The sequence below is a fragment of the uncultured Pseudoteredinibacter sp. genome, from assembly GCF_947500695.1.
In the GTDB taxonomy this organism is placed as follows: Bacteria; Pseudomonadota; Gammaproteobacteria; order Pseudomonadales; family Cellvibrionaceae; genus Pseudoteredinibacter.
The window spans coordinates 641,250-666,950 of the sequence record NZ_CANMSS010000002.1; the positions used below are offsets into that span (position 1 = coordinate 641,250).

General features: G+C 46.8%; 28 protein-coding genes. 12 read left to right on the top strand and 16 right to left on the bottom strand.

Translation table 11 applies throughout. From position 1 onward, the window contains the following. Positions 1–5 precede the first annotated feature (5 nt). From uxuA to Q1A08_RS06455, 7 genes are all read left to right on the top strand, one after another. Positions 6–1,193, top strand: coding sequence for a mannonate dehydratase (gene uxuA / locus Q1A08_RS06425; RefSeq protein ID WP_299771004.1), 1,188 nt, complete (start codon positions 6–8; stop codon positions 1,191–1,193). Between the two features lie 26 nt (positions 1,194–1,219). After that, positions 1,220–2,215: a sugar kinase gene (locus tag Q1A08_RS06430; protein ID WP_299771005.1), complete on the top strand. Its 996-nt coding sequence runs from the start codon at positions 1,220–1,222 to the stop codon at positions 2,213–2,215. Further along, complete coding sequence (locus tag Q1A08_RS06435; protein ID WP_299771007.1) at positions 2,212–2,517, top strand: hypothetical protein; 306 nt, start codon at positions 2,212–2,214, stop codon at positions 2,515–2,517. The genes Q1A08_RS06430 and Q1A08_RS06435 overlap by 4 nt, the downstream gene beginning before the upstream one ends. 117 nt (positions 2,518–2,634) lie before the next feature. Then, positions 2,635–3,753: a DUF819 family protein gene (locus tag Q1A08_RS06440; RefSeq protein ID WP_299771009.1), complete on the top strand. Its 1,119-nt coding sequence runs from the start codon at positions 2,635–2,637 to the stop codon at positions 3,751–3,753. 71 nt (positions 3,754–3,824) lie between these two features. After that, a complete protein-coding gene (gene gap, locus Q1A08_RS06445) occupies positions 3,825–4,832 on the top strand; it encodes a type I glyceraldehyde-3-phosphate dehydrogenase (protein WP_299771011.1) in 1,008 nt (335 codons plus the stop codon). An 8-nt stretch (positions 4,833–4,840) separates the two neighbouring features. Beyond that, positions 4,841–6,163 (top strand): sulfatase, encoded by a 1,323-nt coding sequence (locus Q1A08_RS06450; RefSeq protein ID WP_299771013.1) that lies wholly within the window; start codon positions 4,841–4,843, stop codon positions 6,161–6,163. 118 nt (positions 6,164–6,281) lie between these two features. Beyond that, a complete protein-coding gene (locus tag Q1A08_RS06455) occupies positions 6,282–7,073 on the top strand; it encodes a PaaX family transcriptional regulator C-terminal domain-containing protein (protein ID WP_299771015.1) in 792 nt (263 codons plus the stop codon). Here the strand turns inward: Q1A08_RS06455 and Q1A08_RS06460 are convergent, their stop codons facing one another. Then, a complete protein-coding gene (locus tag Q1A08_RS06460) occupies positions 7,074–7,937 on the bottom strand; it encodes an SDR family NAD(P)-dependent oxidoreductase (protein WP_299771016.1) in 864 nt (287 codons plus the stop codon). It lies immediately after the preceding gene. Positions 7,938–8,052: 115 nt separating this feature from the next. On the opposite strand from Q1A08_RS06460, the gene Q1A08_RS06465 reads away from it, so the two are divergent. Then, positions 8,053–8,652, top strand: a complete 600-nt coding sequence (locus Q1A08_RS06465; protein WP_299771018.1) for a hypothetical protein — start codon at positions 8,053–8,055, stop codon at positions 8,650–8,652. A gap of 115 nt (positions 8,653–8,767) precedes the next feature. Here Q1A08_RS06465 and Q1A08_RS06470 read toward each other — a convergent pair whose 3' ends face one another. The 7 genes from Q1A08_RS06470 to Q1A08_RS06500 all read right to left on the bottom strand — a co-directional run bounded on the left by Q1A08_RS06470 (position 8,768) and on the right by Q1A08_RS06500 (position 14,367). Then, positions 8,768–9,478 (bottom strand): glutathione binding-like protein, encoded by a 711-nt coding sequence (locus Q1A08_RS06470; RefSeq protein WP_299771020.1) that lies wholly within the window; start codon positions 9,476–9,478, stop codon positions 8,768–8,770. Positions 9,479–9,562: 84 nt separating this feature from the next. Then, the gene (locus tag Q1A08_RS06475; RefSeq protein ID WP_299771022.1) at positions 9,563–10,234 is read right to left on the bottom strand and encodes a 2-hydroxychromene-2-carboxylate isomerase; all 672 of its coding nucleotides are present in this window, start codon (positions 10,232–10,234) and stop codon (positions 9,563–9,565) included. Positions 10,235–10,318: 84 nt separating this feature from the next. Beyond that, positions 10,319–11,137, bottom strand: a complete 819-nt coding sequence (locus Q1A08_RS06480) for an amidohydrolase family protein (RefSeq protein ID WP_299771024.1) — start codon at positions 11,135–11,137, stop codon at positions 10,319–10,321. A gap of 68 nt (positions 11,138–11,205) precedes the next feature. Further along, positions 11,206–12,234, bottom strand: a complete 1,029-nt coding sequence (locus Q1A08_RS06485; RefSeq protein ID WP_299771026.1) for a fatty acid desaturase family protein — start codon at positions 12,232–12,234, stop codon at positions 11,206–11,208. 156 nt (positions 12,235–12,390) lie between these two features. Further along, positions 12,391–12,708: an AzlD domain-containing protein gene (locus Q1A08_RS06490; protein WP_299771028.1), complete on the bottom strand. Its 318-nt coding sequence runs from the start codon at positions 12,706–12,708 to the stop codon at positions 12,391–12,393. Next, positions 12,705–13,418, bottom strand: coding sequence for an AzlC family ABC transporter permease (locus Q1A08_RS06495; RefSeq protein WP_299771030.1), 714 nt, complete (start codon positions 13,416–13,418; stop codon positions 12,705–12,707). The genes Q1A08_RS06490 and Q1A08_RS06495 overlap by 4 nt, the downstream gene beginning before the upstream one ends. 61 nt (positions 13,419–13,479) lie before the next feature. Next, positions 13,480–14,367: an AraC family transcriptional regulator gene (locus Q1A08_RS06500; RefSeq protein WP_299771032.1), complete on the bottom strand. Its 888-nt coding sequence runs from the start codon at positions 14,365–14,367 to the stop codon at positions 13,480–13,482. A 301-nt stretch (positions 14,368–14,668) separates the two neighbouring features. Here Q1A08_RS06500 and Q1A08_RS06505 point away from each other — a divergent pair, with 301 nt between their 5' ends. Further along, the gene (locus Q1A08_RS06505) at positions 14,669–15,055 is read left to right on the top strand and encodes a c-type cytochrome (RefSeq protein WP_299771114.1); all 387 of its coding nucleotides are present in this window, start codon (positions 14,669–14,671) and stop codon (positions 15,053–15,055) included. 528 nt (positions 15,056–15,583) lie between these two features. Here Q1A08_RS06505 and Q1A08_RS06510 read toward each other — a convergent pair. The 8 genes from Q1A08_RS06510 to Q1A08_RS06545 form a co-directional block, all read right to left on the bottom strand. Beyond that, positions 15,584–15,913: a DUF6488 family protein gene (locus Q1A08_RS06510; RefSeq protein ID WP_299771034.1), complete on the bottom strand. Its 330-nt coding sequence runs from the start codon at positions 15,911–15,913 to the stop codon at positions 15,584–15,586. 33 nt (positions 15,914–15,946) lie between these two features. Continuing rightward, positions 15,947–16,468: a hypothetical protein gene (locus Q1A08_RS06515; protein WP_299771036.1), complete on the bottom strand. Its 522-nt coding sequence runs from the start codon at positions 16,466–16,468 to the stop codon at positions 15,947–15,949. A gap of 14 nt (positions 16,469–16,482) precedes the next feature. Next, entirely contained in the window at positions 16,483–17,133 is a 651-nt protein-coding gene (locus tag Q1A08_RS06520; protein ID WP_299771116.1) for a HupE/UreJ family protein, read from the bottom strand. A 105-nt stretch (positions 17,134–17,238) separates the two neighbouring features. Further along, positions 17,239–18,225, bottom strand: coding sequence for a M48 family metalloprotease (locus Q1A08_RS06525; RefSeq protein WP_299771037.1), 987 nt, complete (start codon positions 18,223–18,225; stop codon positions 17,239–17,241). 6 nt (positions 18,226–18,231) lie between these two features. Further along, positions 18,232–18,612, bottom strand: coding sequence for a BlaI/MecI/CopY family transcriptional regulator (locus Q1A08_RS06530; protein ID WP_299771039.1), 381 nt, complete (start codon positions 18,610–18,612; stop codon positions 18,232–18,234). A gap of 108 nt (positions 18,613–18,720) precedes the next feature. Beyond that, entirely contained in the window at positions 18,721–20,742 is a 2,022-nt protein-coding gene (gene rep / locus Q1A08_RS06535) for a DNA helicase Rep (protein WP_299771118.1), read from the bottom strand. A 78-nt stretch (positions 20,743–20,820) separates the two neighbouring features. Continuing rightward, the gene (locus Q1A08_RS06540; RefSeq protein ID WP_299771041.1) at positions 20,821–22,338 is read right to left on the bottom strand and encodes a YifB family Mg chelatase-like AAA ATPase; all 1,518 of its coding nucleotides are present in this window, start codon (positions 22,336–22,338) and stop codon (positions 20,821–20,823) included. A gap of 159 nt (positions 22,339–22,497) precedes the next feature. Next, entirely contained in the window at positions 22,498–22,761 is a 264-nt protein-coding gene (locus tag Q1A08_RS06545) for an accessory factor UbiK family protein (RefSeq protein ID WP_299771043.1), read from the bottom strand. Between the two features lie 421 nt (positions 22,762–23,182). Between Q1A08_RS06545 and Q1A08_RS06550 the strand changes: the two genes are divergently transcribed. From Q1A08_RS06550 to Q1A08_RS06560, 3 genes are all read left to right on the top strand, one after another. After that, a complete protein-coding gene (locus Q1A08_RS06550; protein WP_299771045.1) occupies positions 23,183–23,899 on the top strand; it encodes a TorF family putative porin in 717 nt (238 codons plus the stop codon). 53 nt (positions 23,900–23,952) lie between these two features. Then, positions 23,953–24,291, top strand: coding sequence for a P-II family nitrogen regulator (locus Q1A08_RS06555; RefSeq protein ID WP_299771047.1), 339 nt, complete (start codon positions 23,953–23,955; stop codon positions 24,289–24,291). Between the two features lie 95 nt (positions 24,292–24,386). Next, complete coding sequence (locus tag Q1A08_RS06560; protein WP_299771049.1) at positions 24,387–25,637, top strand: ammonium transporter; 1,251 nt, start codon at positions 24,387–24,389, stop codon at positions 25,635–25,637. Positions 25,638–25,701: the final 64 nt, after the last annotated feature.

Here is a 25,701-nt window from a genome sequence, read left to right on the forward strand (position 1 = left end):
GAAAAATGTTGGAATCTTGGCGCTGGTTTGGTCCCAATGATAACGTAAGCCTAGAGAATATTATTCAGGCGGGAGCCAAGGCGGTAGTAACTTCCTTGCATCATGTTGCTATAGGTGATGTGTGGTCTCTAGACGAGATTAACAAACGCAAAAGCTTGATTGAAGCTAAAGGTCTGCAATGGGCTGTAGTGGAAAGTGTGCCCTTACACAATGATATCAAGCTACGAAAGGGAAATTATCAGCAGTACATAAAAGCCTACTGCCAAACCATTCGAAATCTAGCAGCCGCTGGGGTGAATACCATTTGCTACAACTTTATGCCTGTGGTGGATTGGACTCGTACAAGTCTAATGTACAAGCTTGCTAATGAAAGTTACGCCCTTCGATTCTGCATGGATGATTTTGTGGCCTACGATGTCTTCGTGCTGCAGCGTGAAAATAGTCGCTCGGATTATAGCGAGGCGCAAGTGGAAAGCGCAGAGCGTCGCTATAAGGCGATGACAGAAGAAGAGATAACCACTCTAGAGCACAACATTATTGCTGGCTTGCCTGGAGGTGCTGAAGCATATGATCGCTCAGGTATCGCTAGTGCTATCAATGAATACCAAGGAGTTAGCAACGAAGATTTCGCGCAAAATTTATTTTATTTCTTGCAACAGGTTATACCAACGGCAGAGGAATGCGGCGTGAGGATGTGTATTCATCCCGATGATCCTCCGTTTTCTTTGTTTGGTTTACCACGAGTGGTTTCGACAATTGATGACGCTAAAGCGATTGTTGCCGCCGTGGACAGCGCTGCGAATGGCATCACTATGTGTGCGGGGTCTTATGGTGCGCGTGCGGATAACGATTTAGTCGCCATTGTAAAAGAGCTGGGAAAACACATTCATTTTGTTCACTTGCGAAATATCGAGCGTCAGCCGGATGGTTCTTTTTATGAATCAGAACATCTGCAAGGTGATAACGATATGTATGGGCTCATTAAGGCCCTGCTTGAAGAAGAAGCGCAACGTAAATCCCAAGGCCGCGAAGATCTTTCGATTCCAATGCGCCCAGATCACGGCCATCTGCTGGCGGATGATATAGGCAAGAAGGTAAATCCTGGTTATTCGATGCTGGGTAGAATGAAAGGCTTAGCCGAATTAAGGGGTGCCATTTATGCCCTAGAGAGAATGCAGTCTGAATCGGCTTAGTAGGTGAATTGATTGAGTAAAAAGTTTTGAGCAGCAAAGACCTGGCCAAGGCCAGCACTATAGCAGTTATCGGTGAGTGCATGCTGGAGTTGAGTTTGCCGGTAGCTTTAGCCAACACAGCGAGTAAGCAATCAAGCGCTCTCGGTGATCTCAATTGCAGTTTAGCCTTTGGCGGTGACACCCTAAATACGGCGGTCTATCTCGCAAGAATGGGCGTGGATACGCATTATGTGAGTGCGCTAGGGCAGGATGCTTATAGTGATTGGATGATTTCTCAATGGCAGTCAGAGCATGTTCGTTGTGAGTTGGTCGATCGGGTAGAGAATGCTCTGCCGGGTTTGTATGCCATCGAAACGGATCGCAGTGGTGAGCGCAGCTTCAGCTATTGGAGGGATCAGGCTCCTGTACGACGCATGCTGAGCAATAAAGAAAAGCGAGAAAAATTGTTCTCAAAGCTTCAGGATATGGACTTAATTTACTTTTCTGGGATTAGTTTATCGCTCTTTCCAGAGCCGGACCGGGAGGCGCTATTTGAATTTCTAGAGGCGTTCTCTAAGGTTGGTGGTTTAATTGCTTTTGACAGTAACTACCGGCCGCGGCAGTGGCCTGATATAGATAAGGCTAGGCGATGTTTTGCTAGAGCTTATAGCTTAAGTGATATCGCTCTTTCTACTTTAGATGATGAACAGTTGCTTTATCCAGCCGTGTGCGAGGCGGAGGTTATTGATCGCTTAATTGCCCTAGGTATTAAAGAAATTGTACTGAAGAAAGGCCCGCAAGGTAGTGTATTGGTCTCAGCAGAAGAGCGGATGGCCTGCCCTGCGAACTTTGTTGAACAAGCGCGAGATACCACGGCTGCAGGAGATTCATTTAATGCGGCATATCTAGCCTCGCGAATACGCGGGCAATCACAACTTACAGCCGCAAAAAACGGCCACAGATTAGCGGCCAGTGTTGTTCAGCAGCACGGGGCTATTATCGACAAAAATAGTATGCCAAATGTATGGGAGGCTGATGAGTGATAACTTATAGAAAGGTAGCGCAACTCAGTCGCGAAGCCCGTGGGAAATTGACTAAAGGCGATGATCGACAAGTTCAATTGGCAGCCGTTAAATTGGAGCCTCATGCAGAGGCGCGTGTCTTAGCGCTTGCAGAAGCATTACATCTTCCGCCGGAAGAGTTGGTGCAGCAAATCATGGCTACTGCATTGGGCGATGCTCATGACGGGTATTTGTCCGCTTACCCGGAACGTAAAGATCGTTTGAAAGCGGATGTACTCTTGAAAACGAGAGTCAAAGAGTTGCTGGAGAGTACAGAGTTATAACTGAGTTGCCTTGCGTGGTATCTGCAACGTTATCGAATTTGGCAAAGGTGTTTTCAAGTAACTAAGCTAATAAATAGCTAAGACAATAATAAGACCAACAATACATAGGTAGAAACGATGATTTCAGCAGAAAATACAATGGCCGTATGTGCGGTTATTTTTGCTTTGGCGTGGTTTGGCTTCTGGGTCGATACACTGGCCATCGGCCGCAAGATCTCAGGCGTGGTTTGTGTCTTGGTTGGTGCAATGTTGCTTTCTAATTTCGGTTTAATTCCTTTCAAGTCGGCCGCTTACGATTTTGTAGGGGCTAATCTTGTTCCGCTAGCGATTCCTTTATTGCTGTTCAAAAGCGATCTAAGAAAGATATTTCGAGAAAGCGGCCGGGTTATGCTGGTATTTTTTATTGCAGGTTCCGCGACAGCTATCGGTGCAACCATTGGGTTTTATCTTTTCGAATTGGGTGAAATAGGACCAAAAGTAGCTGGTGTCTACACGGGTGGCTTTGTTGGTGGCGCAGTAAATTTTCTTGCTGTTTCTCAGGTTGTACAAATGAGCGAAACAGAATTTAGCACAGCGATTAGTGCAAGCAGCATTGTTAGTATTCTCGCTTTAACCTTACTGCTGGCTATTCCGTCTCTAAGCTTTGTGCAGCGCTTCTTCAGGGAAAAGGGGGAAGCTAATAGTGGTCAAATAGATAGTACCGAACATCCCACTGCCAAGTTGAAATTAAGCCATCTAAGCGGCGCGATTGCTTTGAGTTTCACCATTTGCGCATTGGCAAAGTACATTGCTTTATTGTCGGGTTATGAACAGTACACCTTTCTAGTTATCACCGTAATTACAATATTCATTGCCAATGTGTTCCCAAAGCAGATGGCTGCAGTAGAAGGGGAATATGAGTGTGGCTTATTATTGATGTATTTGTTTTTTGCAGTAGTTGGTGCTGGCACAGATATGTCGGTGTTCTTAGGTATTGCTATTACTCTGTTTTTCTACGGCATGTTTATTATTATTTTTCACCTTTGTTCGACGTTGTTCATAGCGCGTAAATTGGGTTTTCGCCTAGATGAAACCATAGTGGCATCAGGGGCTGCCCTAGTTGGCCCTGCTGTTACCGCAGCGATTGCTACGTCTAAAAACTGGCGACACCTAGTGACGCCAGGAATCATGTGTGGAATATTTGGTTATGCAATTGCCACATTTATTGGTGTGGCGATTAGTCAGTTACTAGCTTAATGCCTTTATTTTGCTGGCTGTTCATTTTCTTCGGTCGCATACGACCGTGAGTGTAGAAGTTGGAGGTTACAATGAGTATTCGGATCGCGATTAATGGGTTTGGTCGTATTGGTCGCGGAGTTTTTCGGGCGTTGTTTGAATCAGGCCTGGATAAAGAAATAGAATTGGTCGCAATTAACGATTTAGCGGATATCAATCTGAATACTCATTTAGCAAAGTTCGATTCAGTACATGGAATATTTCCATTTGACATGAGTTTGCAAGATGATTGTTTAGTTGTTAACAATCAAAGCATTATGATGCTTCGCGAACCCAGCTTGGAGGCTTTACCTTGGGAAGCCTTGAATGTGGATGTAGTGCTTGAGTGTACGGGACTCTTTACTAAGCCAGAACTTGCTAATAAGCACATTAGCAGTGGCGCCAAGAAGGTCATTGTTTCAGCCCCAGTTTCAGGAGCTGATGCTACGATTGTATGCGGTGTAAATGACGAGACCTTAAAGCCAGAGCACAACATTATTTCCTGTGGTTCATGTACCACTAATTGCCTCTCCCCTGTGGTAAAAGTACTCAACGACAATCTAGGTGTTGAGCAAGGCATGATGACAACTGTTCATGCCTTTACTAATGATCAAAAACTGCATGACAGTTATCATAGCGACCCGTATCGGGCTCGCGCAGCAACAAGCTCTATGATCCCCACAAAAACGGGAGCCGCTCAAGCTATTGGCCTAGTACTACCTGAGCTAAACGGTAAGCTAGATGGTATGGCGGTAAGAGTACCTACCGCGAATGTCTCGCTCGTTGATCTAACTGTTTTTACCGAGCGTGAAACCACAGTAGGGGAGGTTAATCAGCTAATGAAGGAAGCCTCAATAAAACAGCCGGCTATCTTAGACTACAATGAGTTGCCTTTAGTGTCGGTCGATTTTAACCACAACAGTGCATCAGCCAGTTTTGATGCTGGCCAAACCAAGGTGGATGGTAAAATGGTTAAGGTGATGGCTTGGTATGACAATGAATGGGGTTTTTCAAATCGCATGTTGGATTTAACCAAGTTAGCCCATACTTCAGCAGCTTAAGGCTTATTATGTTCAAGCGTATTTTTTTGTTAGGGTTATCACTGTTTTTTAGTCATTGGGTTTGTTCAGCGGACAAACCTAATGTGTTGTTGGTGTTGCTCGATGATATGGGCTACGGAGATATAGGTGCTAATGGTGCACAATCTATCTCAACACCAAATATCGATGCTTTAGCAGCCAGTGGGGCTAATTTTTCAAATTTCTATGCCAGTGCCAATGTTTGCACGCCTTCTAGGGCGGGCTTGCTAACAGGCTTGTACCCGATTAGAACAGGCTTAGCTCATGGAGTAGTAGAGGCAAAAGGTGACGATAGAGGTCTGCCGAAAGATATAGAGAATATTGCTAAACTTTTAAAACGAGAAGATTACGTAACTAAGATGGTCGGTAAGTGGCACCTTGGCAACTTTCCCAAATACCATCCATTGGATTATGGTTTTGATGAGTTTTATGGAGTGCCGTTTAGCAATGATATGGCAGGCTTTACGATCTACGATGGTCGGCAAGCGATTTCCGGAGATGTAGATCAGGCATTACTTAGCAAAAGCTTCACCGATCAGGCAATCGACTTTATTGAGCAAAAACGAGACAAGCCCTTTTTCTTGTTTTTATCCCATAGCATGCCCCACATTCCATTGTTCGCATCAGAGAAGTTCAAGGGCCGCTCGCAGGCTGGCCTTTATGGAGATGTTATTGAAGAACTTGATTGGAATATGGGGCGACTGATTAAGGCTTTAAAACAACAAGGTCTCTATGAAAATACCCTGATCATTTTTACGAGTGATAATGGTCCCTTTTTTGAAGGAAGTGTCGCTGGCCTAAAAGGCGGTAAAGGTTCGAGTTACGATGGTGGTTTCCGTGTTCCCTTAATTGTCAGCTGGCCGAATAAACTTAGCTCCGCAAAACGTATCGATTCAGTCAGCATGAATATCGATATTTTGCCAACGGTAGCTGACGCTGTAGGTCTCGATAAAGCAGCTGATTTTGACGGGCTAAGCTTGCTACCTATACTGAATGGCCAAGATCCTCAGCGTGAATACCTCTACTTTTTTAACAATGAAGATGTTATCGCTGTACGAAGCCAACGCTGGAAATATCTTATCCAAACTTATTATCGAACCTCTATTGGCGATTTCTCTAAATTTGGTCAGTTGCCAGGCTTTAAATCACCCTACGATTTGCTGTTCGATATGCAAGCCCCCACTGGAGAAAGGTATAGTTTGGCAGATAGATTTCCTCAGGTGCTCGAGCGCCACCGTGCCGAATTAACCGCTGCTGGACAAAAGTTTGATAGCTTGAGAACTAGGCCCAAAGCCAAAACATTCCCACAATAGCGCTGATATAAATCAGTATTATTGTGGCTATAGGGGGGATAAGCTTATCCCCTCTAGGATAAGGCCCTCGCTTGTCATACACTATAAGCCTCTGATTTCTAAGCATAAGAGGCTTGGTTTGGCGCTTAAACCTAAACATCTGATTTTAAATTTATTATTGGAAGCTGAGCGGGCAATTAGCTCTCAGGTGTTTATCCGTATCTGCCAATTATTCGATATAACCGAAAACAGTGCTCGTGTGACTTTGGCGCGATTGAGCTCCGAAGGGATGGTGGAGGCACCCGAGCGAGGTTTGTATCAGCTTGGGCCCCGGTCTAGAAACCTAGCCGCCGATCTAGCCAGCTGGCGGGAGCTGGAAAGTAAGCTTTGTGACTGGGATGGTAGCTGGATTGGTGTTTATCAGGCCATGTTGGGGCGAAGTGATCGCACGGCGTTGCGCCGCCGTGAGCGTTTGCTGCAGCTGGCGGGCTTTAGTGCGCTTGAGCAGGGCTTGGCGGTAAGGCCGAATAACTTAGTGGGTGGCGTGCAGGCTTTGCGTAAACGTCTGCAGTCTATTGGCCTTGAGGAAGAGGCCATCATCTTTCGTATCGATGAGCTCGACGGGGATTCCCACAAACGGGCCATGTCGCTTTGGGATAGAAAGGACTTGGAGCAGCACTACCGTGATGCCCAGAAGATTATGGCGGATTGGATGGCAAGAGCTGAGCAGCTAGATCCTGAAACCGCCGCCAAGGAATCATTTTTGATTGGCGATGAGTACATTCGCTGTATTGCTTACGATCCTATGTTGCCGGAAGAAATGGTTGATACTCAGTTGCGTCGAGAATATCTGCAAACACTGATCGCTTTTGACCAGATGGGCAAATCCATTTGGCAGCAGCTCTACCAAGAATTTGCCCAAGTAGGTTAATTACTCCTCTTCCATGTATCGAGCAAAGGCTTCGCTATAGTCTGGGTGCCAGCGTGACAGAGCTGGACGGTTTAAGCTGATATCTGTGGCGCCCCATAAAACACGCTTATTATCCATCTCTCGAGTAGTCTCGTTATCTGGACAGATAATATAGAAATCACCAGCTTCCAGGCGCTGCATCATATAGTCGATAGTTTGTTCTGGGCTCCATGCAAAGGCCGGCTTTTCGGGAATAAATCGTTTTATCATGCCGGTATACACAAAACCCGGTACCAATAAATGTGCGCTCACTTCATTGGGCGCGATATTGCCTTCGACATTGCGTAGTTCATGCTGTAAGGATTCGCTTAAGGCTTTTACTGCCGCTTTGCTGACGTTATAGGCAGGGCTACCAGGAGGGCAGGTGATCCCTTGCTTGGAGCCCGTGTTTATGACGACTGCGGGCTCGTTTTGCGTAAGCATGGCCTGGCAAAACGCTTGCTGGCCGTTGATAACTCCCCACAAATTGATGTTCACAATCTCCTGCCAATTATCGTAGTTATCCCAGCTGCTGCTACGCCTAGCGATTCCGGCATTGTTCATCAGTACATTGACGCGGCCAAATTGTGCAAAGGCCTGCTCTTGTAGTTTTTCTAGTGAGGCTAATTGGCTGACATCTGCCGTGCTAGTTATCAAATCAGCATTGGGGTATTGCTCATGCAGATCATTGGCGGCAGCTTGCAAGGCACATTCGTCTATATCACTGAGCAGTACCTTCATGCCGAGTGACAAAAATTTATTCGCTGCGGCAAGGCCAAGCCCGCTGGCGCCGCCAGTAATAACAGCCACTTTATTTGCCTGTAGGGCGGGGTGTTGTACGTTCATGGCAACTCCTTAACATATTGGACAGTTGTCAAATATGTTACACTGGCTCTGGCAAATATGTAAACAATGCATAAAAATAAGCCTCTGTAAAAATTAGAGCCCTTGAGCCGAAAATATGAACGACAGTAGAAAGAGCCAAGCTGAGCGCAAGGCTGAATCCGAGCAAAAGCTATTTGATGCTCTTGTTGATATCGTAAATAGCGAAGGGGTAACGGCTGCGACCTGCGACAGAATTGGTAAGCAAGCAGGCTATAGCCGTGGTCTAACCACTACCCGTCTTGGTAAGCGCGATACCATGTATGCCCGTCTGATGGACCGCCTATATCAAGAGCAAGTAAATCGTCTAAAAGAATGTAATGTGGATGAGCTAAGTGGCTTAGATGCATTGAAAACATACACCGATATTCACTTTGACGACATTCAGAACAAGGCCAGCTATCAGGCTTATTTTGTGTTGGTTGCAGCCAGTTTAACAGAGTTGCCCAGTATTCGAGATCGCGTGTTGATGCAGCACCAAATGGTGCAAACTTTATTGGCTTCTTTTTTTGAGCGGGCAGTAAACGAAGGGCGTTTGGATAAAAAAACGGATTGTGATCAACGTGCCACGATATTAGGCAGTTATTTGTTTGGCGTGGCTATGCAGAATCGCTTGAGTGGGAAGTCAGGGGTTGAAGCTTTAAAGGCCGGGGCTTATGAGTTAATTGCCGCTGTTTAATGGTTTAGATAAGTGGCTTCGATATTGGGGTCAGAACCCAAGGGTTCCGACCCCTGGTTTTGATGATGGTGGGGTCAGAACTCATGGGTTCTGACCCCGAGTTTGGGCACGATGTTTATTGGCTGATTTTATTGCCGGCTTTTGCGTATCTCGCTTTGGTCTCTTCACTCCACTGGTCTACTTCACCTTCCGGTGCACCATAAGCTAGGCCACGTTCGAAAGCTGGGCGTGAGCGTAAGCGTTTTAACCAAGCTAAGATATTCGGTTTATCGCTCATATCAACCTTGCTCCACTTCCAGCCTCGTACCCAAGGGTAGATAACAATATCGGCGATACTTAGCGATTCGCCGCAGATAAAATTCTGTTGGCTAAGCTGTTCTTCAATAATTCCCGCCAGGCGTTGGGCTTCTTTATTAAAACGATTGAGTGGATGTACTTTTTGTTCTTGTGGTACATCACTCATATAGCGGGTGTAGCTAAGTTTATTGCCAAAGGCCGGGCCGACATTGGCAGCTTGCCAGTATACCCAGGGTAGAATTTGCCATTTTTTCTCCTCGGGTAATAAATCGCTAGGGTATTTTTCAGCGAGATACTGAACAATGGCGCAGCTTTCCATGAGGTTAAGGTCGCCATCAATAAACAGAGGGATTTTTTGATTGGGGTTTCGGCGACTGAACTTTTCTTCGAACTGCTCGCCGGCCATTAGGTCGATTGTGCGAACTCTCAAGCCTTCTAATGCATGGCCAGTTTCTCGCAGCTCTTCGATCATTAGGCTGACTTTCCAGCCGTTGGGGGTGGCGGCGGTCCACAGTTGTAAATCACTCATGCTTTAACTCACTTCTTATTGTTTGACTCTTGTTGTTCGGTGCTTATTGTTTGATTTTTGTTTTTTGAAGTTGGTTGTTCAATGCTAGCTTCTTTGCTTCATTTCCTTACGCATAGAAGATGCTTGCCATTCGCTACTCAACCAATCTTGCCCTTGTTCATTCTTGCTTGGGTCTTTGTTGGCAAGATAAAGTTCGATATAGCGATAATCATCCTGGCCAAAAAACAATTCCTCATCAATCACGATGGTAGGCACACCAAAAACACCCTGCTTGATGGCTTCTTCGGTATTGCTTTTAAGCCTATCACTGGCACTTTTGCTTAGGCCCTGTTTGATTAGCGCTGATGAATCTAGGCCAGCTTGATCAAGCGCATCAATGACATCTTGCTCTTCACTGATATGCTTTTGCTGTTGCCATACCGCGCTCATGAGGGCATCGATAATTTTCTCTCGCACCGATAAATCCTGTTCTTCGGCTGCGATTCTTAAGCCTAGTAAAGGATTAAAAGGGTGAAACTGAGGTGCTTTAATGGCAATGCCCATTTCTTCACATTTGCGCGCAATGTTCTTTTGCATCCATTTTTGCTTGGCTGGATGCTCAGCTGGGCCAATTTGACCGTAGGCTCTTAATAAACCAGCGAATAAGAGGGGGACGGGTTCGATTTCTAAACCGGTGTTTTGGCGAAGTTGATTGAGTTTTTGCCAACCGATAAACGCATAAGGAGAAATATAATCGAAATAAAATCGTGCCTTCATTGCATGCCCTGAAATATCTATTACGGTGAACAAATTATCAAAAGGGCGGAATCAATCACTCTGCCCTTTAATGTTAAGCCGAGCTTATAACTTGAATACGCGCTCGGCGTTACCAGACAAGAATAGCGCACGGCTCTCTTCATCCATGCCTAAGCTGTCGAGGTCGCGTAAACATTTTTCAGGGGTAATCATCGGGTAGTTGGTGCCAAACATAACTTTCTTGCGGCCATTGCTCTTCATAAATTCAACCAGCTCTGGCGGGAAGCGATTGGCTGAGTAGGCCGAGGTATCAATAAAGACGTTCTCATGCTTGGTGGCAACGGCGATCATTTCGGTTGTCCATGGGTAGCCCACATGGCCCCCGACAATTTGTAGCTCAGGGAAGTCTAAAGCAATCTGGTCGATATAAGGAATAGGGCGGCCAGTCTCTGAAGGGCGAAGCGGCCCGGTGTGACCCACTTGCAAGCAAATTGGAACGCCTAGGTTTACACACTCGGCATACAGTGGGTAGTACAAAGGATCGGTGGGTGGCAGGTTCCAAACCCACTGCACGATGCGCAAGGCTTTAAAACCGTATTCACTTACCCACTTGCGAAGCTCGCGTACGGCTTCCATTGGCTTGGCTAGATTCGCGCCTGCTACGCCAACAAAACGATCAGGTGCTTTTTGCACGATGTCCGCTACTTCTTCGTTGGAGATCAAATAGCCATTAGGGCTAGACCAGGCGCAGGCCAGAGATTTATCAATACCCGCTTGATCCATGGCTGCTAAGGTCCAGTCTAGAGGGATAGCTTCGGTTAAAATATCGGTTTTATTCCAGCGGCGTAATGACGCAAACATCTCATGATTAGAGAACTCCAAATTTGGATGCTGCATCCAAACATCAATAATTCTTTCGCTCATAGTAATACCTGTTTTTCGCTTTTAGCGATACCTAGTTGAAAGCGGTTTCTAAATTTTTTGCGGCTACTTTAAGCAGCCTGTAAATCTTTCGAGGACACGAGTTTGAGTACATACCAATAGCCCGGTGGTTTAGGCACCGCGTTTTTCTCGCGTAATAATTTGTGCAGTTTAGGTAGCTGCCAATAGGGAATAGACGCCAAAGCATGATGCTCGATGTGATAGTTCACACGGAATGGCGCAAATAAGGCGCGCGCAATTGGACCGGCGTTGGTGCTGCGGGTATTCTTCAGCATATCGGGGCACTGCTCTGTCATGGCGTGCTCGGCTAGGGCTCGAATGCGGGTGAATAAAAGATAAGGGCTAAGATAGGCCACAAACCAGGCCAGATAGAGCTCTGGGTGGCCAATAGCCCACAGCAGAGTAAATAGAATCACATTGGCGACTAAGCTGGGCCAAGCTTCTTTTAAAAAGTTAATAAAATAGTCGAGATGGCTGCGGCCATTGCGTGGCAGCTTTTCGATATCACTTGCTACTGTCCACTTCACATAGCCGGCGTTCATCAAATACACGCCGATAAGATTTTTAAAGCCGGTAATACCAAAAAAATCTCGTGATAGCTTGCGAACTAGTGAGGCCTGGCTTGTGGGAAAACCACGTATCAATGAATAATCAATATCGTCACTGGTGCCGGTTTTGGCATGGTGTACAAAGTGATGCTTACGGTATTTTTCGACATCTAAGAAGATGATATGTCCGCACAACCAATTTGAGAGTTTGTCGTTGAGCCAAACATTTTCAAATAGTGCGCGATGGGAAGCTTCGTGCATCAATATGGCCAAGCCTAATTGGCGGCCACCCAAGATCGCTAAGGCAATAATAATTGTTGGTAAAGCAAGCCACAGCACTTGTGTTTGCGCCCAGACAATCATGCCAAAGGCAATCGCAATGGCGCCCCAGCAAGAGGCAATAGACCACAACCCCATCCAATTAGAGCGACGGTGCAAATCTTTAATGGTTTGCTCGCCTAGCAGCTCGGTGAGCTTCCGCCTTGCGCTTTGTCGCTGCAGGCCCTCAGCGAAAAGATCCTGTTCAGACATAATCAACCCGTATTGTTTTAATGTACCAATTTAATATAGTAATAGAATATTACTTAAAATGGCCATTTACAATAACAAATGTAATGATGCTTAAAAAATCATCATTTTGTTGATTTTGGGCTGCTAGCTTTCTCTCAGCCCTTTGCTTAAGTGGCCTTAGGCAAAGAGCCAAAACTTGAGCATCACAAATAGCACCATGCTTAACACGGTGCTCAGTAAGGTGTTTTTGGTTAACAGCATGATCAAAACAGCGGCGATGGCGCCCAGTAAATAAGGGTTTTGCCAATCAGTGACGAGCTCCCCTTGGTGGCTTAATACCATCGGTGCAATTACGGCTGAAAGAACGGCAGGCGTGGCATATCCCATAAGGCGACGTAGCTTTGGGCCGAGTTCAATAGGCAATCTAGGTTCTAAAAACAGATAGCGACTGGCAAATACCAATAGCGCCATGGCCGCTAGCGTTAAGGCAATCACTGTAGATACTCCTGCGCCTGCTCAAATATAAAGCCTGCAAACATGCCGCTTAAAATGGCCAGCAGAAGCCCCGCCTGCCAGTCCATTACCGCGCCCAAAACAGCCACCGTGCTGGCAGTGGCGCAGCAGCAAGCAATGGCAAGGGAGCGGATCATAGGCACCAGCATGGCCGTGAAAGTTGCTACGACGGCGAACTCTAGGCCCAGCTCGGTAAGGTTTGGAATGGCACTGCCCGCTAAAATACCCAGTAAAGTTGCTAGGTTCCAGGCGATATAAAAGCTTAAACCAGCACCTAGCGCATACCATTTATTGAGTGGCTTACCGTCATTGCTGGGGGTGTGGACAAACAATTCATCGGTTAATAAAAAACCCAAGCCATAGCGCCAGCGGGCAGGCAGGGGGCTGATTTTATCGCGCAGGGCCATGCTATAAAGTAGGTGGCGGCTAGTAATCAGGGCGGTGGTTAACATAATCGCCACGAAGCCGGCCTGAGCTTGCAGTAAGCCCAGTGCCACCAGTTGTGAAGTGCCTGCAAAGACAAACAGCGATAGCGATTGGGCTTCAAGCGGGCTTAAGCCAACCTCCAAAGCATAGGCACCCACTAAAAACCCCCAAGGAGCTACCGCAATACTGAGTGGGGTCATGGCGATGGTGCCTAGCCAAAGCTCTTTGCTTGGCGGCTTGCTGTTGGGGTCGACTGTGTGGGACATAAAACTACTCGCTGAGAGGCGGGGCTTAAAATGTTAGGCCTGATCAATAATTCAAAACAGCTTAATGAGAGCGCATTGTGCTGTTTTGTATATGGTTGCGTATTTGTTTGGCAAAGCGACCTGGTGTCACTCCCATGGCGGCTTTAAAGTGCCGATGAAAGTGGCTCTGATCATGAAAGCCTGCACTATGAGCCGCATTAGATAGACTGTGGCCGTGGTGGATCAATTGCTTGGCTTTACGCAGGCGTGCTTGAATCTGGTAAGCGTGTGGCGAGAGCTCAAAGTGCTTTTGAAACTGGCGGATAAAGTGATATTGGCTAATCCCGGCCAGCTTGGCCAACTCCTCTAAACTGATATCCGACTCGGGTATGTCATCAAGTAGCTGCTTGGCCCTTAATAATTGCGGTTTGGCATCGCAACTGATAAGCGCTGTGCCCCTCGCCATGCTGTGGCGTTGCACCAACTGTTGCAGGCAGCTGAGTAGCAGGCTTTCGCGCAGTAGACGATTATCGGAGTGCTCTAGAACACTGAAGCAGTGCCTTAACATGTCGGCCATCTGTGGGTCTTCCACTACGGCATTGGGGAAATAGGGCGCGCCGTCAGGGCAGATGCCTGTATCGCAATCTCCATTCTCATCGCCATTAAAAAACTGCTCGGGCGTTGGGTAGATAGCTCGATAAGACCAGCCGCCTTGGCTAGCAGCACAGCCAGTGTGAACCTGGTCGGCATTCACCAAAATAATGCTGTATTGGGGGGCAATATGATTATCGCCAGTGCGATAAAATTGCTGGGCGCCGGCTTCAATGACCCCGACTGTATAGCCTTCGTGGGTGTGCTTACTAAAGTTTTGCTGTTGATAGCTGGCTTTCAATAGCGCTAGCCCGCCTAGCTCCTGGGCGTGGTGATAGGTGGCCTGTTCAAGGGCTTTGTCTTTAGTTGCACGGCTCATTTGGCCAGTCTAACACAGCGGATTCGACGGATTTTGTACATTATTGCGCTATCCTTATGATTCCTAAGGCCTTCTTAGTTTCAACTTAGGGGCCAAGGCGCTATAATGCCGACGCTTTGTAGGCTGTCAGTGGATAGCCATATAGATTTGGCCGAGAAGGTCGAACAGCTGCAATAGCCGTAGCCAATGGATTGTGCCCGCCTGATAGCAAATGTGCACAATCAAGCTGCCCGGTAAACCCGGAGCAACCAAAGAGGACAAAACCGTGAGTCACGCGAAAAAAGTAATTAGCCTGTTTTCCATGGCGGCCGCTGCCGCTGTAGTTTCTGCTGCGGTCTTCGCTGCAGATGATTCTGTTAAAGCGCGTATTGCGCCAATCGGCGATGTTTGTATGTCCGGTGAAGCATGTGCCGCCGCTCCTGCTGCCCCGGTAGCTGCAGGTCCTCGTTCTGGCGCTGATGTATACAACGCAAGCTGCATGGCCTGTCATACCACTGGCGCATCAGGTGCTCCTAAGTTGGGTGATGCTGCAGCTTGGGCGCCGCGTATTTCTAAAGGTATGGATGTGCTATACGGTAGCGCAATCAACGGCCTAAACGGCATCATGCCGCCAAAGGGTATGTGTATGGATTGCTCTGACGACGAGCTAAAAGCTGCCGTTGACCATATGCTAGAAAATAGTAAGTAACTACTATTTTCTCCCCTTGTTTGACTAAAGGGGGTAAGGGAGTTTTAAAAAGTTCCCTTATATAAAAGCCAAAAAAGCCGCTCCAGTGCGGCTTTTTTTATGTTTAACAAGTGCTTAGCTTCAAAAGCTATTTTTCACTTTAAGTGTAAAGATTAGGCGCCATGTAAACTGATTCTTTCTTATTCTTAATACTAAAGTTCTTAGGCCAAAACGGTTGTTAAATCGCCGCCATTTGTCGCGGAAAATCATGCAAAGCCATTAAGAAATGCGTATGCTTATTCTCAGACCTTGGGCTCCACAGAGGTGACAAAGAGAAGAACAAAACCAAACAGCGCACGGTGACTCAAGGCCGAGCAGGGTATGTCCCAAGCCAACAGTTGCGCTATCGTTTAGATTCTAGGTTGTTTGCTTTTGTAACTCTTACACCGTGGGGCTCAGGGCCACCAAATTCCATTGGCTTTACTGCCAAAATAAAAAAGGCCTTAATTAATAAGGCCTTTTTTATTGCGGGTCTATTTTTTATCAAATTTACTGGGCAGCTTTTACCGTTAGTACATCACCTGTGGCTGAAATACTAACAATAATACTGTTATTGTTTGCTGGGTTATTGACTTTGACTTGATGCTTGCCGGAATCACTTGGTAAAACAGTGATGTTCTCGCTGCTAATTTTACGCCAGCTCGCATCGAGCTTCCCGACACTGTAACCCAAATCTTTTAAGCTCAACTTTTTGGTCATGCTTAGTGCAATGGCTTGCGCTTGGCCGGCATTGATAAAACCGTGATCGGCATGTGCCGCTAACCATTGGCTGTTAAAACTTAAGATAGTTAATAACATGGCTGTCATTATTTTTTTCATTGTCGTTCCTTTTGTAGGTTTAGTGTGTTGGGCTTAAGGTTTGTTAGCGAGGCTGTATTGGCCTTTAAGTTGTAATAAAATTTCTATGTCATCAGGGCTGCTGTTTTTAAAATACCAGCCATGTGTTCCTGTAAATGGTGCGGTAAAGCTACCTTTCATCTCAGCTAAAGTGGCGATGGCATAGCTTTCAAAATATCCCGTGGTATCTCCTTCTGGTTCACCGTGCAAATCGAAGTAAAGCGCATCGCCTACACTCAGCCATTCGTACTCGACTTTTTGGAATTGATTCATAAATAGTTTGTATTCAATACCTTTACCTGCGGGCACTACGATTTCAATGGTGTCTTCGCGAAGCTCACCATTACTTATGCTGTATTGCACTTCGTTTTCTTCTTCGGCTTCGGCGATAGCGGTTAGGCCAAGAGTCTTTCCTATGCCAGTTGGATCTGAGTTAAATTCAGCTGGCATGACGGTAGTAACGAAGACGATAGCGGCCAGAACCAATGCAATAAGAGTTGCTTTGATGAGTGCTGGCCCGGATAAATTTTGTTCCATGGTAAATTCCTACTTTAAGATTGAAAGTACAAGCTGAGTTGCAAGGCCATTAGTAAAAAGCCGGAACTCATCAATAGGGTATTACTTACGGTTGCGAAGCGCATAAAGCTGCTATGGCGACGCCAAGCACTAATCGCAATTAGAATCATCGCTAATGCGGCAAACTGACCTAGCTCTACACCCACATTAAAAGCGATTAAATTGCTGAGTAGCCCATCTTGGGGTAATTGAAACTCCTGCAACTTGGTGGCCAGGCCAAAGCCATGAAATAAGCCAAAGATAAATACTACCAGTTTGCTATTGGGGCTTTTGCCTAAAAGTTTTCGAAAGCCGCCGAGGTTATCAAAGCCTTTATAGACGATGGATAAGGCGATGACAGCATCGATAAGATAGGCATTGAGCTGCACTTCCATTAGCACACCTAACAGTAGCGTCGTGCTATGCCCTAAGGTAAATAAGCTGACGTAGATTAAAATATCTCGGGTGCGGAATAAAAAGAAAATGACTCCACATAAAAACAGCAAATGATCATAACCAGTGATCATATGCTTGGCGCCTATATACATAAAGGGTATGAAGTTAGCACCAGTGTTGCTTTGTAGAAACAAACGGGTTTGCTCGTCCACTCCGTGAGCGATGGCGAAGCTGCTGAACAATATTGTCAAAGCTAAAAGTAATACTCTGCCAAAAAGCCGATCGTTAATCGGTTTTTTTCTTATTGTGAGTTGTTGTTTGTCTGTCACATTTTTACCTGTTTGGCTTGGGTGAATTTATAAAACGAAAAGCAGGGCGCTTTCGCTTAGATGATGCACGCTATCGATAGAGAATATCATCATGATAGTGATAGCCAGCATTGGCAATAATAGAGCACCAAGCCAGCGAGATGTTTTTCTTTCCGAGCTTAGGGCTTCTACTCTTGCTTTGATAAAACTATCACTAAAAGCACAAGTTGCCATTGCTTGAGCCTTAGCTTGATTTTGTAATTGCTGTAAACGAGCGACTTTGATTAAAGTGCTGGCAATATCGAAGCGATTACAGCCGGCAGATTGGCTGGCTAAATCAGCTCGCTCTTCCATGGCGAGTAAATAAAGCTTGAGTAGATTTTGGCGAAAGGGGTAGAAGCAAAGTTCAATAAGCGCCTTAAAAACAAACAGCTTTGCTGGATCTCGAAACTGACAGTGTGCTTGCTCGTGGCTTGTTACAATGTGAAGCTCTTCCTTTGAAAGCAATTGCTCTAGCTTGGGGCTTATATAATAACTGTCTTTAGCCAATCCAAAACTAAAAGCGAGAGGCTGGGGCGAGGCCGTATGAGTCGTTCCCAATTGAGCGCTATGCTCATTCCTCTTACTGTATTCATCCTTCTTACACAACAATGCAAATAGTTTTTGAGCTTTTTGCCAGCGTCGTAATCTGATAACAATAAAAGCAATCAATAAAACCCCAAATAGGAAACCGCTAATACTGTGCCCGCTAAGTTGCTCTGGGACATGATGCCAGTGAAGATAGCGGTTGGATAGCTGGGGATTATTGGTCAAGCCCCAAACCGCAGCAGTGCTAAGAGCGGCAATGAGTAATGGTGTGCTAGCAAGCAGTCCTAGGAATCTTAAGCGCAATTGAGCCTGGCATTGATTAAAGGCTCTTTTCAGAAGCTCTAAGGAAAGAAGGCTGGCGAGAACATTAAATATGATAAGACTTGCTAGCAAGGCTAGCAAAAACACACCGCTAAAGTGAGACAAGCTTAATAGTGTGTTCAACATATTATCTTAACGCCTTTCCAAAGCTTGGCGGCGTTCTTGAATCATGGTTTCAAGTTCATCCAGCTGTTTTGCATCTAATTCTTCAGACATGGAGGCAAAGGCCGCAATAAGACCGCTTTGCTGATGCTCGGCAAATTCCTCGGTGGCCTGATTGATAATTTTAGCGATCAACTGACGACGTTCGACACGCGGCGAGTAATACCAAGCGTGCCCTTCTTTAGCACGGCTTAGCAGCTCTTTTTTGTACAATCGATCCAAGGTGCTCTGAATGGTATTGAGTGAACCGCCCCGGCTTTTGCTCAGAATGGCATAAACCTCTTTGGCTGAGGCGGGCGCCTGTTGCCAAAGTGTATGTAAAACTTGTTTTTCTAAATCGCCTAGCTGCATCTTCAATTGCTATAACTTGAATGGTGAGGCGATTCTGGCAGATTGAAAACCGATAGGCAATCGGTTTTTAATTTCACTAAGATAAAGTGACTGGATTAGGTGATGAAATTATAGGTCGGCAAGCAGGCTATCGAGGGTCATGCGGCCTTTTTGTTCGTTGCGAACCGGGCAATGATCGCCAAAGCCTTCGGTTTCAATCTCTTCTTCAGGAAGCTCTTCAAGAAAGCGTGAGTTACTGGTATCGATGATTTCGCCATACTGCTTGCGCTTGGCAGCCATGGTAATGCTGAGGGTTTTTTGGGCGCGGGTAATGCCCACATAGCAAAGCCGGCGCTCTTCCTCGACATTGTCTTCTTCAATACTGGTGCGGTGGGGCAGGATGTCCTCTTCAAAGCCCAGCATAAAGACATGGGGGAACTCTAGGCCCTTAGAGGCGTGCAGGGTCATCATCTGCACCTGGTCCATTTCTTCCTCTTCCTCGTTGCGCTCTAGCATATCGCGCAAAATCAATTTATTGAGCGCGGCCTCTAGGCCGATGTCCTGCTCATTGAGATCGTCTTCGGTTTGCTGGCGTTCCAGCAAATTACGTATGGAATCGATTAGATACCAAACATTCTCCATGCGCTTTTCGGCAACCTTGGGGCTGCTGGCGTTTTGAACGAGCCAGCCTTCATAGTCGATATCATTGACCATTTCCCTGAGAGCGTTAATAGGGTTAGCGTTCTCACACTGCTCAGAGATATGCAAAACCCATTCGCGAAAGCGTAGCAATCTCGCTAAGGTTTGCTTAGGGATTTCACGGGCTAGGCCCATTTCATCAACCGCGGCAAACAAGCTAATATGTCGATCGCCAGCATAACGACCCAAAGCCTCTAGGGTGCTCGTGCCTATTTGTCGGCGAGGGGTGTTAACAATACGTAAGAAGGCATTGTCGTCATCCGGGTTCACGATCAATTTTAAGTAGGCCATGATGTCTTTAATCTCGGTGCGCGAGAAAAAAGAGGTGCCGCCTGACATGGCATAGGGTATTTGGTGTTGCTGCAGCTTGATTTCCATTAGGCGAGCCTGATGGTTGCCGCGATAAAGAATGGCAAAATCTTTGTATTGAATCTGTCGCTGCAGGCGCTGGGTAATAATTTCATTGGCCACCCGCTCGCACTCAAGGTCTTCATTACCACAGCGGATAATTCGAATGGGCTCGCCGTAGGATTTATCGCTCCACAAGGCCTTATCAAAATCATGGGGGTTGTGAGCAATCAAATAGTTCGCCGTTTTTAGGATGCGCTGAGTAGAGCGATAGTTTTGCTCCAGCTTGATCAAGTGCAAATTAGGATAATCTTTTTGTAGCATGCTCATGTTTTCTGGGCGTGCGCCACGCCAAGCGTAGATCGACTGATCGTCATCACCTACTACCGTGAGCTTGCCGCGATCGCCGACCAACTGCTTTACCAGTAGGTACTGACTGGAGTTGGTATCCTGATACTCATCCACCAATAAGTAGCGTATTTTCTTTTGCCAGCGTTGCAGTATGTCGGGCTCATTATGAAACAGCTGCACTGGAATCAGAATGAGATCATCAAAATCCAGTGCGTTATAGGCTTTCAATGCTTGAGTGTAGCGTTCATAAACATAGGCGATAAATTCTTCGCCTTTGCTTTGGGCCTTGCTTTTGGCGTGGGCCGGGATAACTAAGTCATTCTTCCAGTTGGAAATCTGGTTTTGCACCATATCCAAATGGTCACTATCGATATCGCCTTCTTTGAGCATTAAGTCCTTTAGCAGGGTGCGGGAATCTTCAGCATCAAAAATAGAAAAGCCCGGCTTATAACCCAGGGTTTTGCACTCTTGGCGAATAATATTCAGGCCTAGGTTATGGAATGTCGATACGGTTAAGCCTCGCCCTGCTCCTTTGGGCAGCAAGCTACTCACCCGCTCTTTCATCTCTCGGGCCGCCTTATTGGTAAAGGTCAGGGCCGCGATATTGCGGGCCGCTAGGCCACATTCCTCAACCAAATAGGCAATCTTGCGGGTAATTACACTGGTTTTACCACTGCCGGCGCCAGCCAGTACCAAAGTGGGGCCGTCGATATAGAGCACCGCCTCTTTCTGGCGTGGGTTGAGGTGTTGGATAAGATGGGACACGAGTGAATCAAGCTGTTGTGTATGGCCGCCTATTGTAGCGATGAGACGAGCAATTGTCAGAGGAATTTACTGACTGTCTCGATCTAGTCCGCGGTAGCTCAAGGCTTCACTGATATGATTCGCTTCCAATGTTTGAGCACCCCCCAGATCGGCAATGCTCAAGGCCAGTTTTAAAATGCGGTGATACGCCCTGGCCGAGAACTTCAGTTGGCTCATGGCTTTTGCGAGTAGTTCAAGGCTTGCGGCGCTGGCGACTAGCTTGTTGGCCAATATTTCATCCAGCTCGGTATTGCTTAGGTTAGCGTTGAGTTTCTGTTGTCTGAGTAATTGCCTCTTTTGTGCTGCTATTACCCGCTCGCGTATTAACTGGCTACTGTCGCCAATGGGTGCGTTTTGCAGTTCATCACTATTAATGGTCTGCATGGGGATATGCAGATCGATGCGATCTAATAGTGGGCCTGAAAGCCGCATGCGATAGCGTTGAACTTGCTCTGGGCTGCAGCGGCAAGCGCGTTGGCGACTGCCGAAGTAACCGCAAGGGCATGGGTTCATCGCTGAGATCAATTGAAACCGTGCGGGATAGGTTGCTTGGGCCCTGGCCCTCGAGATACATATCTCACCATTTTCCAGGGGCTCTCTTAAAACCTCCAGTACTGAGCGAGGAAACTCGGGCAGTTCATCTAAAAAAAGTACGCCCCCATGGGCTAGGCTTATCTCGCCCGGTTTCGGGTTCGCACCTCCACCCACCAAAGCCGTGCTCGAGGCCGAGTGGTGAGGGTTGCGAAAGGGGCGCTGACGCCATTTGGCAATATCAAATGGCTTATGGATAGAATGAATCGCTGCGACTTGAATGGCGTCTTGCTCAGATAGCTCGGGCAGAATATCGCCGAGCCTTTGGGCCAGCATGGTTTTGCCTGTGCCGGGCTCTCCAAAAAATAAGATGTTATGGCCGCCGGCGGCCGCGATTTCTAAAGCTCTTTTGGCCTGGGCTTGGCCCCTAACATCTTGCATGTCTAAACCGCTGAGCTGCTGTCGCTCTGTCGTCACTGCTGCCGGCTCGGGATCAAGTGGCTGATTGCCATTGAGATGGGCGCAAACCTGTAGCAGGTTATCAGCCGCTAGCACCTTGGTATTGGCACTAAGTGCGGCTTCGGCTGCATTGGCCCTTGGCACAATGAGCTTACGTTGCTGTCCGCTGGCCGCCAGTGAAGCACTAAGGCTTGCGGGTATAGGCCTAAGCTCGCCCGATAGGGCAAGCTCGCCCAGTAGCTCGCAATGTTGTAACTCGCCCTGGGGGATCTGTTTGGAGGCCGCCAATATGCCCAGAGCAATAGCCAAGTCAAAGCGGCCGCCATCTTTGGGGAGGTCTGCAGGAGCTAAATTTACGGTTATTCGACGGGCGGGGAATTCAAAATGACTATTAAGAATGGCGCTACGCACGCGATCTTTGCTTTCTTTGACCGCCGTTTCGGCTAATCCAACAATGGCGAGCTTGGGCAAACCACCGGAAATATGGGTTTCTACCGTAACCAGTGGCGCATCAATACCCAGTCTGGCACGGCTATATACAACAGCTAATGACATGTTCAGCTAATCCCTTTGAAGCCCTTTTAAGTGCTAGGCCCTAGCAAGCCGGTGGCGGCTAAGTGCACATATTCTGTGGGGTAATGGGATTAGGCTAACAGCCGTTATAACTATTCAGTATCGGGCAAAAGCCGGAATAGGCCTTGTTGCGAATGATGGTTATGAGTTGGTAGAGGGCTTTTGAAGTTCTTCTAACTCTTTCAGCTGTTGTTGCATCTGAGTCAATTGCTGCTCTAGGGCATCAATTTTTTCACGGCTGCGCTGCAGCACGATGCCCTGGGCATCGAATTCGTCACGTCCAACCAGGTTTAAGCGTTTTACCGCAGAGCTAATGATCTGCTGAAGCTGACTATGAGGCGCAGGGCCGTTTTCCATGGCCTGGTGAATGTCATTGGCGAGTTTTTGTGCGAAGTCTTGCAGCATGGAAGAGCATTCCCGATAAAAAGTAGGGCGCTAGTTTAAACCATGTTGCAGGAAGATACATAAAAGCCTGTTTTGCACCAAGAGAGGGCCAAAAATAATGCACCAAGAATGAGCGTTGCTCGATGCGAAAAAAGAACTGCACCAGGGCTGTGCGAAAAAAGCCCATTAATTCCCCGAAACGATTTTAATCCCCCGAAAAATCAATACATAGGAGAAAAATTAAAAGTTGGCCCGCGATGTGCAATAAGCAATTTAGTTGATTCAATCACGAGTGTCGCTAGGTAGAAGTTTTAGAGTGCCGGCGGCGGAATAAACACCATGTGCTATAGCTTAAAGAATGGCCTAGGCCGTTCCTAAGCGCTAAGAGCGGTGCCAATACTTATAAACAAACTTACAAGCACTTAAATCTTGGAGAATAATTATGAAGAGAGTCATTAACTGTGTATCAGCTGCTGCTTTAAGTCTGGCGGCATTTTCAAGCCAGGCTGCAGAAATCAGTGCAAACGTTGCGCTAACCAGCGATTACAAATTTCGAGGCATTTCACAGACTGACACCAGTCCAGCTATTCAAGGTGGCTTCGATGTGAATTTTGAAAATGGCGTTTACGTTGGTACCTGGGGTTCCAATGTTGATTTTGCCAACAGCTTAGAGCTGGATTATTACATCGGTTACAGCACTGATTTAAATGAAGATGTATCCATCGATGTTGGTTACCTTTATTACGATTACCCAGGTACTCCTGATGTAGATGATTACGCTGAAGTTTACGGTAGTGTGTCTTTCAAAGATTTTACTTTGGGGGTGAACTACTCCGATGACTACTACTTAGAAACTGGCAAACTGATTTACATCTATGGTGGCTATGAGTTTTCTTTGCCGGAAGATTTCAGCCTTGCTATTCACTATGGCTTTAGTGATTTAGATCGCAGTACTCAAAATGCCGCTCCAGGTGAAAATGCCTTTTTGACCGGTGGCGCAGATTCATACGCAGACTACAACATCACCCTAAACAAAAGTTATGGCGGTGTTGATTTCAGTTTGGGCTATTACGATACCGACTTGAATAAAGCCGAGTGCTTTGACAATGACAGTCTCTGCGATGGCTCATTCATTTTTACTATTGCTAAATCGCTATAAACAACGCAGCGCATTTCGGGGCTGGCTAAAGCTGGCCCCAGTTCGGGGGAATTATGAAATTAGTAACTGCAATTGTTAAACCATTCAAGCTCGACTCCGTGCGAGAAGCCTTATCCGAAGCCGGTGTGCATGGCATTACGGTAACGGAAGTTAAAGGTTATGGCCGACAAAAAGGCCACACTGAGCTGTATCGCGGCGCCGAATATGTTGTCGACTTTTTGCCAAAAACCAAAGTTGAAGCTGCAGTAGCAGATTCAGATGTTGAAGTTGTTGTTGAAGCTATTTCAAAAGCAGCACACAGCGGAAAAATTGGCGACGGAAAAATATTTGTCAGCGCCCTAGAGCAGGTTATTAGAATTCGAACTGGTGAGACCGGTGAAGATGCTATCTAGTATAGCGATCTAATTTAACCTCGTAATAAACTCAAAAACCTTATTTTTTGCGGCTTTTTTAGCTGCGACAGGATTCTTTTGTCTGGAGAAAACTGATGGAAACCCAAGTTAACGAGTTGGCTTATGCCCTCGACACCTTTTATTTCTTAGTCTGTGGCGCCTTAGTAATGTGGATGGCCGCTGGTTTTGCCATGTTGGAAGCCGGTTTAGTTCGCGCTAAAAATACCACAGAAATTTTGACCAAAAACGTCGCTCTGTTCGCAATCGCATGCACCATGTACATGATTTGTGGTTACACGATTATGTACGGGTCAGCCGATTGGCTGTTGTCCGGCATAACGGGGGACGGAATTGCCGGAGCCGCCGAGCCAGCGAGCTATGCTCCCTCGGCGGACTTTTTCTTCCAGGTTGTGTTTGTAGCAACCGCCATGTCGATTGTTTCAGGTGCTGTCGCTGAGCGCATGAAACTGTGGGCATTCTTAGCCTTCGCGGTGGTGATGACAGGTTTCATCTATCCACTTGAAGGTTCTTGGACTTGGGGCAGCAAAGATGTCTTCGGTTTGTATAACCTAGGTGATCTTGGCTTCTCTGATTTTGCTGGCTCGGGCATTGTACATATGGCAGGTGCTGCAGCAGCATTGGCTGGTGTATTGATTCTTGGTCCGCGTAAAGGCAAATACGGTCCAGGTAATGTCATCACTCCGATTCCAGGTTGTAACTTGCCATTGGCTACCTTGGGTACTTTTATCCTTTGGTTGGGTTGGTTCGGCTTCAACGGCGGCTCGGTATTAGCAACGGCCAGTGTTGAAAGTGCAAACAGTGTAGCGGTTGTCTTTATGAACACCAATGCTGCCGCAGCGGGTGGCTTAATCGGTGCACTAGCCATTGCCCGCTTTAAGTTTGGTAAGGCGGATCTCACTATGGCATTGAACGGTGCTTTAGCCGGCTTGGTAGCCATTACGGCAGAGCCATCAACGCCAACGCCATTACAGGCTACTTTGTTCGGTATGCTAGGTGGTGTCATCGTAGTATTTAGCATTCTGACTTTGGATAAGCTAAAAATCGATGATCCAGTAGGTGCTATTTCTGTCCATGGTGTTGTGGGTCTACTTGGTTTGTTACTGGTTCCTGTTACTAACCCACTGACAGCTGATGGAGGCTCTAGTTTTACCGGTCAGTTAATTGGTGCTGCCACTATCTTTGGTTGGGTATTCCTATCAAGCCTCTTGGTGTGGTTGATCATCGATAAGATCTTCGGTGTACGTGTAAGCGAAGAGGAAGAGTACGACGGTGTTGATCTGGCCGAGTGCGGTATGGACGCCTACCCAGAGTTCACGACTAAGTAACAGGGCACAGCGTTTGTGTTACATCATAAAAGCCCCGGTTTTCGGGGCTTTTATGGCTGAGAAA

What these genes read in the sequence shown, in the direction of transcription:
- uxuA (WP_299771004.1), top strand. Translation starts at nt 6, where the DNA reads ATGTTGGAATCTTGGCGCTGGTTTGGTCCCAATGATAACGTAAGCCTA.
- Q1A08_RS06440 (WP_299771009.1), top strand. Translation starts at nt 2,635, where the DNA reads ATGATTTCAGCAGAAAATACAATGGCCGTATGTGCGGTTATTTTTGCT.
- gap (WP_299771011.1), top strand. Translation starts at nt 3,825, where the DNA reads ATGAGTATTCGGATCGCGATTAATGGGTTTGGTCGTATTGGTCGCGGA.
- Q1A08_RS06450 (WP_299771013.1), top strand. Translation starts at nt 4,841, where the DNA reads ATGTTCAAGCGTATTTTTTTGTTAGGGTTATCACTGTTTTTTAGTCAT.
- Q1A08_RS06460 (WP_299771016.1), bottom strand. Translation starts at nt 7,937, where the DNA reads ATGAACGTACAACACCCCGCCCTACAGGCAAATAAAGTGGCTGTTATT.
- Q1A08_RS06465 (WP_299771018.1), top strand. Translation starts at nt 8,053, where the DNA reads ATGAACGACAGTAGAAAGAGCCAAGCTGAGCGCAAGGCTGAATCCGAG.
- Q1A08_RS06470 (WP_299771020.1), bottom strand. Translation starts at nt 9,478, where the DNA reads ATGAGTGATTTACAACTGTGGACCGCCGCCACCCCCAACGGCTGGAAA.
- Q1A08_RS06475 (WP_299771022.1), bottom strand. Translation starts at nt 10,234, where the DNA reads ATGAAGGCACGATTTTATTTCGATTATATTTCTCCTTATGCGTTTATC.
- Q1A08_RS06480 (WP_299771024.1), bottom strand. Translation starts at nt 11,137, where the DNA reads ATGAGCGAAAGAATTATTGATGTTTGGATGCAGCATCCAAATTTGGAG.
- Q1A08_RS06485 (WP_299771026.1), bottom strand. Translation starts at nt 12,234, where the DNA reads ATGTCTGAACAGGATCTTTTCGCTGAGGGCCTGCAGCGACAAAGCGCA.
- Q1A08_RS06495 (WP_299771030.1), bottom strand. Translation starts at nt 13,418, where the DNA reads ATGTCCCACACAGTCGACCCCAACAGCAAGCCGCCAAGCAAAGAGCTT.
- Q1A08_RS06500 (WP_299771032.1), bottom strand. Translation starts at nt 14,367, where the DNA reads ATGAGCCGTGCAACTAAAGACAAAGCCCTTGAACAGGCCACCTATCAC.
- Q1A08_RS06505 (WP_299771114.1), top strand. Translation starts at nt 14,669, where the DNA reads ATGGCGGCCGCTGCCGCTGTAGTTTCTGCTGCGGTCTTCGCTGCAGAT.
- Q1A08_RS06510 (WP_299771034.1), bottom strand. Translation starts at nt 15,913, where the DNA reads ATGAAAAAAATAATGACAGCCATGTTATTAACTATCTTAAGTTTTAAC.
- Q1A08_RS06515 (WP_299771036.1), bottom strand. Translation starts at nt 16,468, where the DNA reads ATGGAACAAAATTTATCCGGGCCAGCACTCATCAAAGCAACTCTTATT.
- Q1A08_RS06525 (WP_299771037.1), bottom strand. Translation starts at nt 18,225, where the DNA reads ATGTTGAACACACTATTAAGCTTGTCTCACTTTAGCGGTGTGTTTTTG.
- Q1A08_RS06530 (WP_299771039.1), bottom strand. Translation starts at nt 18,612, where the DNA reads ATGCAGCTAGGCGATTTAGAAAAACAAGTTTTACATACACTTTGGCAA.
- Q1A08_RS06540 (WP_299771041.1), bottom strand. Translation starts at nt 22,338, where the DNA reads ATGTCATTAGCTGTTGTATATAGCCGTGCCAGACTGGGTATTGATGCG.
- Q1A08_RS06545 (WP_299771043.1), bottom strand. Translation starts at nt 22,761, where the DNA reads ATGCTGCAAGACTTCGCACAAAAACTCGCCAATGACATTCACCAGGCC.
- Q1A08_RS06550 (WP_299771045.1), top strand. Translation starts at nt 23,183, where the DNA reads ATGAAGAGAGTCATTAACTGTGTATCAGCTGCTGCTTTAAGTCTGGCG.
- Q1A08_RS06555 (WP_299771047.1), top strand. Translation starts at nt 23,953, where the DNA reads ATGAAATTAGTAACTGCAATTGTTAAACCATTCAAGCTCGACTCCGTG.
- Q1A08_RS06560 (WP_299771049.1), top strand. Translation starts at nt 24,387, where the DNA reads ATGGAAACCCAAGTTAACGAGTTGGCTTATGCCCTCGACACCTTTTAT.